The sequence below is a fragment of the Bacillus sp. JJ634 genome (assembly GCF_036962285.1).
In the GTDB taxonomy this organism is placed as follows: Bacteria; Bacillota; Bacilli; order Bacillales; family DSM-1321; genus Peribacillus; species Peribacillus asahii_A.
On sequence record NZ_JBALMU010000002.1, the window covers coordinates 21106 to 35876 of the forward strand.

Annotated in this window: 15 protein-coding genes, 1 pseudogene and 1 riboswitch; of the genes and pseudogenes, 6 read left to right on the forward strand and 10 right to left on the reverse strand. The window is 37.1% G+C overall.

The genetic code is table 11. The features are described from left to right. Window positions 1-39 precede the first annotated feature (39 nt). Both V7068_RS00580 and V7068_RS00585 read left to right on the forward strand, forming a co-directional pair. Complete coding sequence (locus V7068_RS00580) at window positions 40-882, forward strand: MetQ/NlpA family ABC transporter substrate-binding protein (RefSeq protein WP_499710460.1); 843 nt, start codon at window positions 40-42, stop codon at window positions 880-882. A 509-nt stretch (window positions 883-1391) separates the two neighbouring features. Continuing rightward, on the forward strand, window positions 1392-1718 hold the full coding sequence (locus V7068_RS00585; protein WP_499710462.1) for a hypothetical protein: 327 nt from the start codon (window positions 1392-1394) through the stop codon (window positions 1716-1718). Between the two features lie 304 nt (window positions 1719-2022). Here the strand turns inward: V7068_RS00585 and fumC are convergent, their stop codons facing one another. Beyond that, window positions 2023-3405: a class II fumarate hydratase gene (fumC, locus tag V7068_RS00590; RefSeq protein WP_499710464.1), complete on the reverse strand. Its 1383-nt coding sequence runs from the start codon at window positions 3403-3405 to the stop codon at window positions 2023-2025. 293 nt (window positions 3406-3698) lie between these two features. Continuing rightward, window positions 3699-3813: riboswitch (SAM riboswitch) on the forward strand. 84 nt (window positions 3814-3897) lie between these two features. Here fumC and V7068_RS00595 point away from each other — a divergent pair. The 3 genes from V7068_RS00595 (at window position 3898) to V7068_RS00605 (ending at window position 8593) form a co-directional block, all read left to right on the forward strand. Beyond that, window positions 3898-5007 (forward strand): methionine biosynthesis PLP-dependent protein, encoded by a 1110-nt coding sequence (locus tag V7068_RS00595; protein WP_499710518.1) that lies wholly within the window; start codon window positions 3898-3900, stop codon window positions 5005-5007. Continuing rightward, on the forward strand, window positions 5007-6191 hold the full coding sequence (gene metC, locus V7068_RS00600; RefSeq protein ID WP_499710466.1) for a cystathionine beta-lyase: 1185 nt from the start codon (window positions 5007-5009) through the stop codon (window positions 6189-6191). The genes V7068_RS00595 and metC overlap by 1 nt, the downstream gene beginning before the upstream one ends. A gap of 308 nt (window positions 6192-6499) precedes the next feature. Then, window positions 6500-8593 carry a peptidoglycan D,D-transpeptidase FtsI family protein gene (locus tag V7068_RS00605; protein WP_499710519.1) on the forward strand — a complete coding sequence of 698 codons (2094 nt, stop codon included), beginning with the start codon at window positions 6500-6502 and terminating at the stop codon, window positions 8591-8593. A 289-nt stretch (window positions 8594-8882) separates the two neighbouring features. Here V7068_RS00605 and V7068_RS00610 read toward each other — a convergent pair whose 3' ends face one another. After that, a complete protein-coding gene (locus V7068_RS00610) occupies window positions 8883-9755 on the reverse strand; it encodes a YitT family protein (protein WP_499710467.1) in 873 nt (290 codons plus the stop codon). A 425-nt stretch (window positions 9756-10180) separates the two neighbouring features. Between V7068_RS00610 and V7068_RS00615 the strand changes: the two genes are divergently transcribed. After that, the gene (locus tag V7068_RS00615; protein ID WP_499710469.1) at window positions 10181-10966 is read left to right on the forward strand and encodes a TIGR00266 family protein; all 786 of its coding nucleotides are present in this window, start codon (window positions 10181-10183) and stop codon (window positions 10964-10966) included. Window positions 10967-11109: 143 nt separating this feature from the next. Here the strand turns inward: V7068_RS00615 and V7068_RS00620 are convergent. The 8 genes and pseudogenes from V7068_RS00620 to sigY all read right to left on the reverse strand — a co-directional run. Continuing rightward, a pseudogene (locus V7068_RS00620) lies at window positions 11110-11245 on the reverse strand (glutathione peroxidase); the annotation flags it as partial. Window positions 11246-11352: 107 nt separating this feature from the next. After that, the gene (locus V7068_RS00625; protein WP_499710470.1) at window positions 11353-12120 is read right to left on the reverse strand and encodes an ABC transporter permease; all 768 of its coding nucleotides are present in this window, start codon (window positions 12118-12120) and stop codon (window positions 11353-11355) included. 1 nt (window position 12121) lies between these two features. After that, the gene (locus V7068_RS00630; RefSeq protein WP_499710471.1) at window positions 12122-13030 is read right to left on the reverse strand and encodes an ABC transporter ATP-binding protein; all 909 of its coding nucleotides are present in this window, start codon (window positions 13028-13030) and stop codon (window positions 12122-12124) included. Between the two features lie 16 nt (window positions 13031-13046). Further along, on the reverse strand, window positions 13047-13247 hold the full coding sequence (locus V7068_RS00635) for a PLD nuclease N-terminal domain-containing protein (RefSeq protein WP_499710472.1): 201 nt from the start codon (window positions 13245-13247) through the stop codon (window positions 13047-13049). 34 nt (window positions 13248-13281) lie between these two features. After that, the gene (locus V7068_RS00640; protein ID WP_499710473.1) at window positions 13282-13596 is read right to left on the reverse strand and encodes a YbjQ family protein; all 315 of its coding nucleotides are present in this window, start codon (window positions 13594-13596) and stop codon (window positions 13282-13284) included. Continuing rightward, entirely contained in the window at window positions 13577-13795 is a 219-nt protein-coding gene (locus V7068_RS00645; protein WP_252293168.1) for a sigmaY antisigma factor component, read from the reverse strand. The genes V7068_RS00640 and V7068_RS00645 overlap by 20 nt, the downstream gene beginning before the upstream one ends. Next, window positions 13788-14141 (reverse strand): YxlC family protein, encoded by a 354-nt coding sequence (locus V7068_RS00650; RefSeq protein ID WP_499710474.1) that lies wholly within the window; start codon window positions 14139-14141, stop codon window positions 13788-13790. Before V7068_RS00650 ends, V7068_RS00645 begins: the two co-directional genes overlap by 8 nt. Then, complete coding sequence (gene sigY / locus V7068_RS00655; RefSeq protein ID WP_499710475.1) at window positions 14095-14658, reverse strand: RNA polymerase sigma factor SigY; 564 nt, start codon at window positions 14656-14658, stop codon at window positions 14095-14097. The genes V7068_RS00650 and sigY overlap by 47 nt, the downstream gene beginning before the upstream one ends. Between the last annotated feature and the right edge of the window lie 113 nt (window positions 14659-14771).

The window sequence follows — 14771 nt, forward strand, 5'->3', positions numbered from 1 at the left end:
GTTTTAATACATTATTCAATATTCAGGAGGATTTACAAGATGAAAAAATGGGCATCCTTATTACTCGTTCTTGTTCTTGCCCTTGCTTTAGCAGCTTGCGGCAATAACAAAGACGAAGAAAAAGATACGGCTTCAAACACAACGGAAGAGAAAAAAGAACTTAAAATCGGTGCAACAAGCGGTCCTTTTGCCGACATGGTAAAAAAAGCGATTCAACCATCACTTGAAAAAGCCGGATATAAAGTAGAAGTCGTTGAATTTAGTGATTATGTTCAACCAAACCTTGCTCTAAGCAATGGATCCATTGATGCAAATTTATTCCAACATAAATACTACATGGAAACATTTGCAAAAGAAAACAACTTACAACTTTCTGAATTGATTGTTGTTCCAACAGCACCAATGGGAATTTATTCAAAACAATATAAATCTTTAGATGAAATAAAAGACGGTACATCTATCGCTGTTCCAAATGATCCATCTAATATGGCTCGTGCGCTAAAAATTCTAGTAGAGGCCAAACTAATTGAAGTTGATCCAGCTGCTAATCAGTTAACATTGTCAGAAAAAGATGTAACAAGTAACCCAAAAAACATCCAAATTAAACCATTAGAAGCAGCTCAATTACCACGTGCTACAGATAGCGTTGACTTATCTGCTGTACCTGGAAACTTTGCTATTGCAGCAAAAATGAAAATCGAAGATGCAATTGCTGTTGAAAATATGCCAGATGAATATCGTAATCGTGTCGTAGTGGATACGAAAAATGTAGATGCTCAATTTGCTAAAGATATTAAAGCAGCTGTTGAATCAGATGAGTTTGAAGCAGTTATCGACAAAGAATTTAAAGGCTTCGGTAAACCGGAGTGGATGAAGAAATAATTAAACAAACGACAAAAGGACCTGCTCCACTATCGGAGATCAGGTCCTTTATCTTACTTTAAATAATCGATACTTAAATTAGTACTACCCCCTATATCCGTTGCATATAATGAAAATCATCCATAGGTAAGGCTTCTTCCTAAACTAAAATTTTTTATAGCACGAATAGATATTCCTCACATTATTCATACTAAAGATTGAAGCAAGATTCACGCTCATTATGTCACAAGCGAAGTAAGAATAGTTGCCTTTTTAAGAAGCCGACACCTTTTACTACAATAATAATAAAAAGGAGGTTTTTTTATTTTCTTATTTATTTAAATAAAGAGCTTTGTTTGAAATTTGGATTAAAACAGTATTTTTTTCACATATTCAAGCATTTATTCACCTGATAAAAACAACGTACAATTGTGAATTTTCTGTAAAATTTTAACTTTTTAGGCATTTTTGTATTTTTTATTTTATCTGTATATGTTATAATTGGAATAATATAGAAAGGGAGTGATAATATGCAGTTTGCTGATGTATATTTATTCGAAAAAAAGACGGATTCTAATCCAGTAGAGTGGAAACAAGTAGAGGTCCTCTTCGAGAGTAACGGTATTCAGAAAACGACTCCTAGTTTTGAAGTAGCAATAAACCTAGAAGAAGAATTAGAAAGACTTCGGCCATTTGAAGGCGAGCTTCTTCGTCTAAGAACAATTGAAGTAGATGATGATGAAATCCCAACTAGATACCTTTGCTATGATTTGGCGAATTGGAGCTTTTCTGGTAACCGTTTAATCGTCACAAATCCAATTGAAAATGTCCACCAATACACCCTCCCTTTTAATTAAAACCATCATTTAGAAAGGCATCCCTTCATTGGATGTCCTTTCAACAAGCATTACCACCTGTTTGTCTTAAGCTTAGATTATCCCATGAATTATGAAGTATGGAACTTGCCCATTCAGTACTGAATGGGGAAATCCATCACTTTTCTTCAAAAATAGATTGATTCCTCATAGATGTTATCTCCACTACGATCATTCATTAATTTCTACTTTATTTTCCTCGCATATTAAGTGTACATATGCATATTTCTGAGACCATGACAAATGTACCCTTTCACAATCATGCGAAAGGGTACATTAAACTTTCTTATTTATTCACCATATTAGCTGGGATGACCCATTTATCGAATTCTTCTTCTGTTAAATAACCAAGTTGAAGGGCTGCTTCTTTCAAAGTAGAATTCTCCTTAAATGCGTGTTTCGCAATTTTCGCCGCCCTCTCATAACCGATGTATGGATTAAGCGCCGTAACAAGCATAAGAGATCGTTCTACATTTTGTTTAATAGCTTCTTCATTCGCTGTAATTCCAACCGCACAGTTGTTATTGAAGGAAAGAATTCCTTCTGTTAATAATTTAACCGATTGTAAAAAATTATAAATAATAACCGGTTTAAAGACATTTAGCTCGAAATTACCTTGGCTGGCTGCAAATCCAATAGTTGCATCATTTCCAACGATTTGAGTCGCAATCATCGTTAAGGCTTCACTTTGAGTCGGATTTACCTTACCTGGCATAATAGAACTTCCTGGTTCATTTTCTGGAATCGCAATTTCGCCAATACCGCTTCTTGGACCGCTTGCTAACCATCTAATATCATTAGCAATTTTCATTAAGTCAGCAGCTAGTGCTTTTAACGCACCGTGGACATAGACCATTTCATCATGACTTGTCAGCGCATGAAATTTATTATCGGATGTTTGGAACGGATGTCCCGTATCCTCAGCAATTTGTTTCGCTGCTTCCTCTGGAAATTCAGGGTCTGTATTAATCCCTGTTCCTACCGCTGTCCCACCAAGAGCTAAGTTCAATAATTTTTGACTGCTCTCTTCTACCATAGCTAAACTCTTATCTAACATCGCTCTCCATCCGGATATTTCTTGACCTAACGTAAGAGGCGTCGCATCTTGAAGGTGTGTTCGACCAATCTTCACTACATCCCAAAATTCTTTTTCCTTCTCTTTAAACGTATCACGCAGTACTTTAATAGCTGGAATTAGTTGATTGACTACTTCCATATAGGCAGCAATATGCATCGCCGTTGGAAACGTATCGTTCGAACTTTGCGCCTTATTTACATCATCATTTGGATGAAGTCTTTCCGATTCTCCAATCTCCTCCAACCACTTATTACCTTTATTGGCAATAACCTCATTGACATTCATATTACTTTGCGTCCCACTACCCGTTTGCCAAACAACAAGCGGAAAGTGCTCATCAAGCGTTCCATCCAAAATTTCTCTACAAATCGTTACAATAGCATTTTTCTTCGCTTCTGATAAATCTCCAAGCTTATGATTTACTTTAGCTGCTGCTTGTTTTACATAAGCGAATGCCCGAATTAATTCAATTGGCATCTTTTCCTTACCAATTTTAAAATTATTGCGACTTCTTTCTGTTTGAGCTCCCCAATATTTATCCGCTGGGACCTTTACCTCACCCATCGTGTCACTTTCAATTCTAAATTCCATTATTCCTTGCCTCCCATTTACATATAAAATCATATAATCCGTTAATTAGTTTCTCTTAATAGACTATATGTCATTCATTGAGATTGATTCTCATTTATATTGTACAAGTTTTCCATGTATACAGCAAAAAAATATCTTATTTTCGTACGCTATACGATAAAATTCATTAGTTTATGTATGTCTGTAAACAAAATAGACAATATAAAGATTGACGATATCATCGAACAAATCTTCCATTGGTATTGACATTAAGAAAAATGTATAGTAAATTCAAAAAAAACGAATTATTTCAACTCTTATCCAGAGAGGTCGAGGGAATGGCCCGTTGACACCTCAGCAACCTTCATTGACCCGTGATCAATGAAAAGGTGCTAATTCCTCAAGTTCCTGTAACTTGGCAGATAAGAAGAATGACTCAACTTACTCAAATTAAAGTCTTCTTCTTAAAGAAGACTTTTTTTATTTCGTATCTTTAAAGGAGCCGTGATGGTGATGTATAAAAAGGAAACATATCTTGCTCAAATTGGAAATAGAAGCGAAACAACTACAGGAACAGTCAACCCTCCTGTCTATTTCTCAACTGCTTATCGACATGAAGGAATTGGGCAATCAACTGGATTTGACTATACTCGTACTGGAAATCCAACCCGCCAAATTCTTGAACAAGCAATCGCTGATCTTGAATCCGGCGATCGAGGCTTTGCTTGCAGTTCAGGTATGGCAGCCATTGCGACAATCTTAGCTTTATTTGAATCAGGCGATGAATGGATTGTTAGCGGCGATTTATACGGTGGAACGTACCGCCTTTTAGAACAAGGGTTTAAAAAATGGGGCTTAGGCTGTAAATATGTAGATACTTGTTGTTTGAGTGAAATTGAAGGTGCAATTACGCCGCAAACAAAAGCCATCTTTCTAGAAACCCCAACAAATCCCCTTATGCAGGAAACAGATATTCGAGCTGTTGCCGACATTGCTAAGAAATATAACTTAATATTAATTGTGGATAACACATTCTATACCCCACTCCTTCAACAACCGATTTCAGAAGGTGCTGATATTGTCATTCACAGTGCAACGAAATATTTGGGCGGACATAATGATGTACTAGCGGGATTGATTGTCGCAAAAGGAACAGAATTATGTGACGCGTTAGCGTTCCACCATAATGGATACGGCGCTGTATTGAGCCCATTCGATTCTTGGCTTCTTATGCGCGGAATGAAGACTTTAGCTCTGCGCATGAAACAACATGAACAAAATGCTAAAGCACTTGCTGAATACTTAACAAATCATGAATGCGTTACAGATGTACTTTACCCAGGAAAAGGCGGCATGCTTTCCTTCCGCATTATCGATGAAAAGGCCGTTAATCCATTCTTACAATCTTTACAATTAATTTGTTTCGCTGAAAGCCTTGGCGGAGTCGAAAGTTTCATTACGTACCCTGCAACGCAAACACATGCTGATATTCCGTTAGAAACGCGACTCGCAACTGGCGTATGTAATCGACTGCTGCGCTTCTCTGTTGGCATTGAAGATTATAACGATTTAACTCAAGACCTAGAACAAGCTTTTGCTCGTGTAAAACAGGAGGTATTATGATGAAAAACAGGGAACAATTTAGCTTTGAAACACGCTTGCTTCATAATGAACATAAAGTAGATCCATTAACTGGTGCCGTTAGCGTTCCGATTCAGCACGCATCTACGTTCCATCAATTTGACGTTGATCAATTTGGTAAATACGATTACAGCCGCAGTCTAAATCCGACTCGTGAAGCATTAGAAACGATTATTGCTGAACTAGAAGATGGAACACATGGGTTTGCTTTCGCATCAGGAATGGCAGCCATCTCAACAGCCTTCCTATTATTATCGGCAGGTGACCATATCGTCATTACAGAAGATGTATACGGCGGAACATTCCGAATGGTCACAACGGTGTTAAACCGCTTTAACATTGACCATACATTTGTCGACATGACAGATTTTGAAAGCGTGAAAGCAGCGGTTCGACCGAATACGAAAGCTATTTATATGGAAACACCATCAAACCCAACTCTTAAAGTAACTGATATTAAACAAATTTGTGATTTCGCTAAAGAAATTGGAGCCTTAACGTATGTAGACAATACATTCTTAACTCCAGCTTTACAAAAACCACTTCAACTAGGTGCCGACATTGTACTGCATAGTGCAACGAAGTTCCTATCTGGACATAGCGATGTTGTAGCAGGACTTGCTGTTGTGAAAGATCCCGAGCTAGCCGCTAGACTTGGCACACTTCAAAATGCATTCGGAGCAGTACTTGGCGTACAAGATGCTTGGCTAGTAATGCGAGGGTTAAAAACATTGTCTGTACGGATGGAGCATTCTCAAAAAGGAGCTCAAAAAATAGCGGAATATTTAAATCAGCATCCACTTGTTAAGAGCGTCTATTACCCAGGGTTAGCTGATCATCCGCAATACGACATTCAACATAATCAAGCAAGCGGAGCTGGCGCGGTTCTTTCATTTGAACTAGAAAATGAAGAAGCACTCCGAACATTTGTCAATCACGTACAATTACCTGTTTTTGCAGTGAGCTTAGGGGCCGTTGAAACGATTCTATCTTATCCTGTAAAAATGTCTCATGCGGCTATGCCTGCTGATGAACGTGAAAAACGCGGCATTACTAATAGCTTACTTCGAATTTCCGTTGGATTAGAAAATGCTGATGATTTAATTCAAGACTTTGAACAAGCGCTGCAAAAGATCCAAGCAAGCCACACGATAACTGCACAATAATTGATAATCGCTAGGATAATTCATATATCCTAGCGATTATTTGTTACTGAAGCAAAAATAGTACTTATGACTCAATTAACTTTATCTCCCCTACTTAATATACAGATTAATACAAATCCCTTACTTTTTAATAGTTTTATATACCCATTTATTGCGTCGATTCATTTTTAAAAAGAGACTTAAGCACACTCAAGCTTTTTCTCTTCTAAACTGACTTATTGTAAAACTCCTGTAATTTTTGCAAAACCATAGAAATAAAAGTGAATTTTCTATATCATGGAACTAACGATATTTGTAAGGAATGATGAATATTGAATAAAGGGAAAAAGAAAAAGAAAAAAAGGAGAACCGTCTCTCTTCGATTAAATTTTCTATTTTTTATCGTTTTTTTATTATTTTCTGGTTTAATCATCAAGCTTGGAGTCGTACAAATTGTATACGGTGATGAATATTTACGCGAAGTTGAACGAACGGAAAATGATACTATTAGCACACCGGTTCCTCGCGGCAAAATGTATGACCGATACTTCAATCCAATTGTGGATAATAAACCGCTTAAAGCGATTACTTATACGAAGTATCCGAATACTAAATCAAATGAAATGCTTGAAACAGCAGAGAAGCTTGCTACATTAGTTGAGCAAGATACGGAAAAAATTACGGAACGGGATAAAAAAGATTTTTGGCTTTTAACACATCCGAAAGAAGCAGAAGCTCTCATTACTGATAAAGATTTAGAGCTAGTTAAAAACCATAAATTAGAAGAAAAAGATTTATATAAACTTCAGTTAGAGAGAATTAAAGAAACGGAGTTGGATAAATTCACAGATGAAGAGCTGGAAGTATTAGCTATTTTCCGTGAATTCAACAGCGGCTACGCTCTCACCCCTTCTATTGTGAAAAATAAAGACGTAACAGAGCAAGAATTCGCAAGAGTGAGTGAACGACTAGACTCCCTGCCTGGCGTAGGTGTTACAACAGATTGGGAAAGAGACTATCCTTATGACGAAACATTGCGCTCTGTTATTGGGAAAGTATCTTCTTCTGACGAAGGTCTCCCACGCGACAATATCGACTATTACTTAGCACGGGGATACAGCCGTAACGATCGTGTTGGGCTTAGTTATCTAGAGAAGCAATATGAAGATATTCTTCATGGGAAGAAAGCGAAGATGGAAGCCGTATTACGACAAGGAGAAGTCGTCGATACAAAACCACTTTCCGAAGGAGAACGAGGCAAAGACTTAGTTTTAACCATCGATATGGAGCTGCAATTAGCTGTTGAAGAAATTATTGAAACAGAATTACGAAGAACAAAAGCAAAAGGAAATACATACTTACTAGATCGAGCATTCGTTGTGTTGATGGACCCGAATACAGGAGAAGTATTAACAATGGCAGGAAAGCAATATGTACGAAACAGCGAAACTGGAGCCATGGAAATTAAAGACTTTGCACTAGGAAATATTACAACGTCCTATACGATGGGGTCATCTGTCAAAGGAGCAACCGTCTACACAGGCTTTCAGCTAGGAGCCATTTCTCCAGGAACAACATTCTATGATACAAAGATGCGTATTGGCAGAACGTTAAAAGGTTCCTATGCCAATTTAGGTCCTGTCAGTGATGTTACAGCTTTAAAGAAATCATCCAACGTATACATGTTCCAAACAGCGATTAAAATTGGCGGTGGAAACTATGTTCCAGGTCAAGCTCTAAGAATAAATCCAAATGCCTTTTCCGTTATGCGAAATCATTATGCCCAATTCGGACTTGGCGTACGAACGGGAATCGACCTTCCAAACGAAACACCTGGATCAAGAGGACCAGATACTCTTCCTGGTTTATTACTAGACTTATCGATCGGACAATACGATACCTATACTCCGATGCAATTAGCTCAATATGTTTCCACGATTGCAAACGGTGGAAAGCGTCTTCAGCCGCAAATCGTGAAAGAAATTCATGAGCCTAGTAATGAAGAAACAATTGGACCGGTCTTTCAACAAATTCAGCCGAAAGTATTAAATGATTTGAACGGCCAAGAAGCATGGATGGACCGTGTACAAGAAGGCTTCCGCCAAGTGGCTCAAGAGGCTGGTGGAACAGCTGCTAAGTATTTCATGGGAAAATCATATAGACCAGCTGCTAAAACAGGAACAGCAGAAGCTTTCTATGACGGACCTCGTAAAAATGAGTTCAGCGGGCTAGTACCAACGACTAATTTAACACTCGTTGGTTATGCTCCTCATAATAATCCAGAAATCGCTATGTCTATCGTTGTACCTTGGGCCTATCAAAGCGGCGGCTCTGACGACATTAATAAACGAATCGGCCAGCAAGCTTTAGATACGTATTTTAAATTAAAAGAAGAACGAGCATCTGGTAAAAAAAGTGAATAGAAGAAGTTCACTACGTTAAAATGCAGAACACAAAAAACACCATAATAATAGCAAGAGGCTGTTACTTCAGGACAGCCTCTTCGCTTAAATCGACAATTATCATATTTATTTTTATCTAGATATATCTATCTTAAATCAATAAATATTTTGTTAACACTCACTAATTTTATGAACCTATGCATCTCTAATAATAAAAAAGGGACTTGCCGCAGCAAGTCCCTTTTCATCCATTCATATATGTAACAGCGTCACGTTAATGACTTTAGTTGTTCTATTTTCACGTTTGTAATTAATGAATATCCTGCTTTTTGAAGTTTCCTCCCTTAACTTCTGCTACGTCATATACCGTAACAAAGGCACTTGGGTCAATTTCACGAATGATTTCTTTCATTTTGCTTTCTTCTAAACGGTTAATCACACAAGTGATTTCTTTAAATTGTTCGTTTGAATAGCCGCCCTCAGCCAGTTTATACGTTGCCCCGCGACCTAAGCGATCACGAATTGTCTCTACCATTAATTCAGGTTGATTTGTAATAATGTTAAAGGTTTTAGAACCGCTTAAACCTTCTTCAACGATGTGAATGACTTTAGAGGCAATAAAGTAAGCGATTGCCGATAAGATAGCCCCTTGAAGACCGAATACCGTTGAAACAACAATAAAGACAAATATATTTAAGAATAAGATAAGATCACTTGTTCCAAAAGGTAATTTTCGAGAAAGTAATACGGCTAACATATCAATTCCATCTAATGCACCGCCATTTCGTAATGCTAGCCCCATTCCAAAACCGATGATAATACCACCCACAACGGTCACTAACAATGTATCACCTTGAATAATGGTTGGTACATGATGCATAAGAATAGTGCCGACTGCTAGTGAAGCAATACCGATAACCGAATAAATAGCAAAGCTTTTCCCAATTTGTTTATATCCTAAAAATACGAATGGAATATTCAGTACTGCAATTAGAAGTCCCAAAGGTAATCCAATTAATTGTGAACCAACGATACTTAGACCTGTCACACCACCGTCTGATACGTTGTTTGGGATTAATACCGCTTCTAGCCCATAGGCTGTTGTAAAGGCCCCAATAATAACCATTAATGCGCGTAAAACCATTTTAAGTTTATTGGTTTTTTGCTTTTTGCTTGTACTCATTTTAATGTCCTCGTTTCAAACTTTTTTCGTTTTCACACTTCTTTCAAGCATTTATGTAATCACACTTTAACCGTTTAGCCCCTTTCCAAGCTTAATTATATTCGTATCTTATTTTTTTGGCAAAGCACTTTTGAAAGCTTGAAGAACAATGTAGTTTATGTTTATCTTCTTGCTTCTGTTATAGGACGTTGTTAGTTTTGGTCTCCTACTCGCTCTCCCCAATACAATAAAAATGAGACTGTCCACGAAGTCATGAAGGATATCATTCTAGGAATCCAGCCAGGGAATGTCCTTCATCAGAGTGATGAGTGAAACCCCTGCCGGTAGAGCCACCACTTAAAAAAGCAATTTTTGTAAAAAACATTCGCACATTTATTCAACCTCTTTTACAATGAAAGAAGACGTATAAAAATGGAGGTAGTCGGATGAATAATCATGAAATTGATTACAAAATTTTTGGCGATGATATGCAATTTGTTGAAGTAGAATTAGATCCGAAAGAAACAGTCGTTGCCGAAGCCGGAAGCTTTATGATGATGGATGGTAACATTAAGATGGAAACCGTGTTTGGTGATGGATCAGCGGGAAGTAGTGGAATCATGGGCAAACTGTTTGGTGCGGGTAAACGTATCCTAACCGGGGAAAGTTTGTTTATGACGACTTTTACAAACGAAGGAACGGGAAAAAGCCATGTATCATTCGCTTCTCCTTATCCAGGAAAAATCATTCCAATGGATTTAAGTGAACTAGGCGGCAAAATTATTTGTCAAAAGGACTCCTTCCTTGCTGCGGCCAAAGGAGTTTCAATTGGTATTGAGTTTCAGCGTAAGCTTGGGGCAGGATTCTTCGGTGGTGAAGGGTTTATTATGCAAAAGCTTGAAGGCGATGGCATGGCCTTCGTTCATGCAGGGGGCACTATTCACGAAAAACAACTTGCTCCGGGCGAAATGCTGCGTGTTGATACAGGCTGCTTAGTCGCTATGACGAGCGGTGTGAATTATGATATTGAATTTGTTAAAGGAGTGAAAACAGCCTTGTTCGGCGGTGAAGGCTTGTTCTTCGCTACATTGCGCGGCCCTGGTAAAGTGTGGATTCAATCCCTTCCATTCAGCCGTCTATCAAGCCGTGTTTTTGCAGCAATGCCGCATAATGGCGGTTCTTCTGACGAAGGAAGCGTTGTAAAAGGAATCTTTAATTTATTTGAGAAATAAACAGACGACTGTCGAGCTTTCGACAGTCTTTGTTTTTTCCGCTTATAATAACTTTTCAATATCCTCTTCCATATCAAGGGGGCTATCCGTTGATTCAAATCGCTTTACCACATTTCCGTCGCGGTCGATTAAAAACTTGGTGATTGTAAATCCTCATATTGCGGAGTAAATCCACATTTACTAGCAGTATTTACAATGACTAGTACCTTTCCTCTATAATTTCTCTAAAGATACTTCCTGTCCATTCATTCTTCTAGCTGAAAAATTGCAAATACTCATGTCATTCCTCCTAGTTGTATATGGTAAAATTATATAAAATTTATAAATAAACCAAAAGGAATATGCACAAATACCTATTTTAAATATAAAAATATCTCATTATAATCTTAAATTTCCTGTTTTCTAAATACATATGTGCCTAACAACAACAAAACGGAAATTAGACATAAGGTGCTAAACAAAGGAACCATAATTTCATACGAATCTCCATTTATTACTTGATTTGCATTTTGTATCAGATTATAAGGTGAAATAGATTGAAGCGAATCATGCAAATATTGAGGAACTTTTGTAATCACAAGATACGTAACAAACGCAAGCAAACCACCTGATACAGAATTTTTTACAAAAGAAGAAAAAAAGATTGAAAGCGTAATAACAAATAATAAAATAGGTAGATACAACAAGGTGCCCAGAGCAATGTCTTCCCAAATTAGTTTTTCCTCAAAAAGATAATTCGTATAATAACTTGTTATTGTCATTCCAATTAAAAAGCTTACACTAGCTAATAAGGAATAAGTGAACCATTTAGATAGAAAGTAGACATTTCGACCGACTGGCTTGACTAAAACCATCGGTGCAATCGCTTTATCCCTTTCACCAGAAATGGTTCCCATCGAAATAAGAATAAGAATTAATACACCCATCGTTTCAAAATTCAAAAAGACATTCGCCATAATTTCATGTGCAGTAGGCATCGGTATATCTACAGTAGCCCCTTTTGGTAATTCCCTCTCTAACAAGGTAGGAAGAAGCTTGATTGAAATTGGATACGTAATCATCAGAATAATCGATACAATTGGTACAATTAACAATTTATGTGAGCTTACTAATTCATTCATTTCTTTTTTTAATAACGTATAAAACACAGGCACATTAACTCACCAACCTTAAATAAATATCCTCTAATGACGCAGTTTCAATTCGATAGTTAATTAACGTCAAATTTTGATTCGTAATAAGTTTTGGTAACTGTCTTTTAGACATCTCTAATTCTTTTACTGTCACTTGGTATTCATTAAGGTTCATTCGAACCGTTTCAATCCACTCTTGATTATTTAAAATATGAAGAAACTTATGATTCGTCTCTAACAGTTCAAATGTAATAATCGGGTGTGAATACCTATTTTTTAATTCTTCTAAACTCGACGTAATCAGAATGTTCCCTTTATCAATAACCGTAATATGATCCGCCACTTTTTCGACATCTTCTAGAATATGACTAGACATAAAAATCGTCATATCTCGCTTTAATTTTGAAATCATCTGTAATACTTCATAGCGTCCAACAGGGTCTAAAGCCGAAACAGGTTCATCTAAAATAAGTACTTTCGGTTGATTAATTAACGCTTGAGCCAAACCGAGGCGTTGTTTCATTCCTCCACTATATTCTCCAATTTTCCGATTCCGTGCTTCCCATATTCCACAATCTTTTAATAATGATTCTGTTCGCTCTGCAATTACTTCTTTAGACAAACCAAATAATTCTCCAACCCAATACATCCACTGTTTTCCAGTCATATGTTCAAAGAAAGCAGGATGCTGTGGAAGATATCCAAGAAGATTAGCAATCTTATCTTTTTCTTTCACAACATCAACACCTGCTACTTTTATTTCGCCAGATGTTGGTTTAGCGAGTCCCGCGAGCATTCTTAAGGTTGTCGTTTTACCCGCACCATTTCCCCCTAAAAAACCGAAACAACCAAATTGATTGATATCTAAATTAATGCCTTTCACAGCGGTTGATGATTGAAAAGTTTTCACTAAATCTTTACAATAAATCATAAAAAAATTCCCCCATCTACCCTTTTTTCCTTCCAATTACTAAATACATAATTGGACCGATTACATTAATAAACAAAATTACCAATACCCAAATGAGTTTACTTTCTCCTTGTAAAGTCGATACGTCCCGTTTCGCTACATCTAGTAAAGTAATAATAATTAAAATAAGCTGCAGCATGACTAATGGCAAAATTAACATAAAATCAAATGTTTCCATATGCCTTCACCCTTTCAAGCTTCATAAAGAATGCCTATTCCACATAAACCGCCGTACCATATGCAATAATTTCACACGCATTTTGCATAATAGCCGACGTTTCTAAACGGACCGCAATAATCGCATTAGCTCCTTTCTCTTTCGCATCCTCTACCATTCTGCCAATTGCCTTTTGTCTTGCCTCCGTCATCATTTCTGTATATTCGTCAATTTCACCACCAACAATCGTTCTAAGCCCTGCTAGAATGTCCTTTCCAATATGTTTAGATTGGACACAGTTCCCTCGAACAAATCCCTTTAATTCTGTAATTTCTTTTCCCGGTACAAAATCAGTAGTCACGATAATCATTTAGTTCATCCTCCTCTTTTTTTCGCGAACGTTTAACTAATAAATAAAAGATAAGCGGCATAGGTGTTTGAATTAACCCAATAATGCCCCAAAACCAATAGTTCATTCCATTTTTTCTAGCGTCCGTAAACAAATAAATACTTTGAATGAGCAGCAGCAGGGCAACTATAGGCAGTATATATAAATCGACTTTACTCATGACGTACCCGCTCCTTTCCCTTCCTAAATTCATACCCTGTATATCCAACTAAAGAAATGACAGTCATAACTTGTAAAAAGACAAATACATAGGGTTGTTGAAAAAACGCTGTAAACATAAGGCTAAGGATAATGATCGCTATCGTACTAAACAGGAGAAGATCCTGGCGCCATTTTTTCCGTATTTGCTTTTTTTGTTCTGCAATTTTTTGTTCAAAAAAATTGACATCTGGAGTTGTAAATGAAAAGGATTGCTCTAATTTTTCAAAACTATGATTCATAGATTGTACAAACTCTGCTTCAGTTTTGCTCGACTGTTTTTCCGACGGGATATTGTCCTTTGTCATCTTCATTTAACTCCTTTCTCACCATTTGAATTCCTTTATGAACACGGGACTTTACCGTTCCTTCTGCTATTTGCAGCATAGCGGCAATTTCTTCGTACGAATACCCATAGTAATGTTTTAGCAAAATGGGGATTCGAAAATCATCCTTTAACTTTCCTAATGACTCTAACATCATGTGCCAATCTTCATTAACAGATTGTGCCTGCCACCGAATCATCCTTAACGCTTGCTCCTGCTTTTGCCACGATTGTTCTCGTTTTTGCCTTCGTTTTTGATCAATATATAAGCGTGTGGCAATGGAGATCAGCCATGTTGAAAACTTCGATTTTCCATTAAACTTCGCTACATGTTCAATCGCTTTTGCCATCGTATCTTGTGCTAAATCTTCTGCCTGCTCAAGGCTATATGTTAACTTAATTAAATAATGAACAAGAAACGAATAATTTTGTTGAAACAACTGAGCTAACGCGTATTCATCTCCCTTTTTTGCAGCAGCAACCCACTCTCTTTCTTCCATGCTCTCCCTCCCTCCGCCGCTTCGATTTATTATTATGACGTTTTGCTTTCCAATTTCGTTCACTCGATTTTAAAAAAATTTTTAAAATCAGAAAAACACTAAGCGAAATCTTA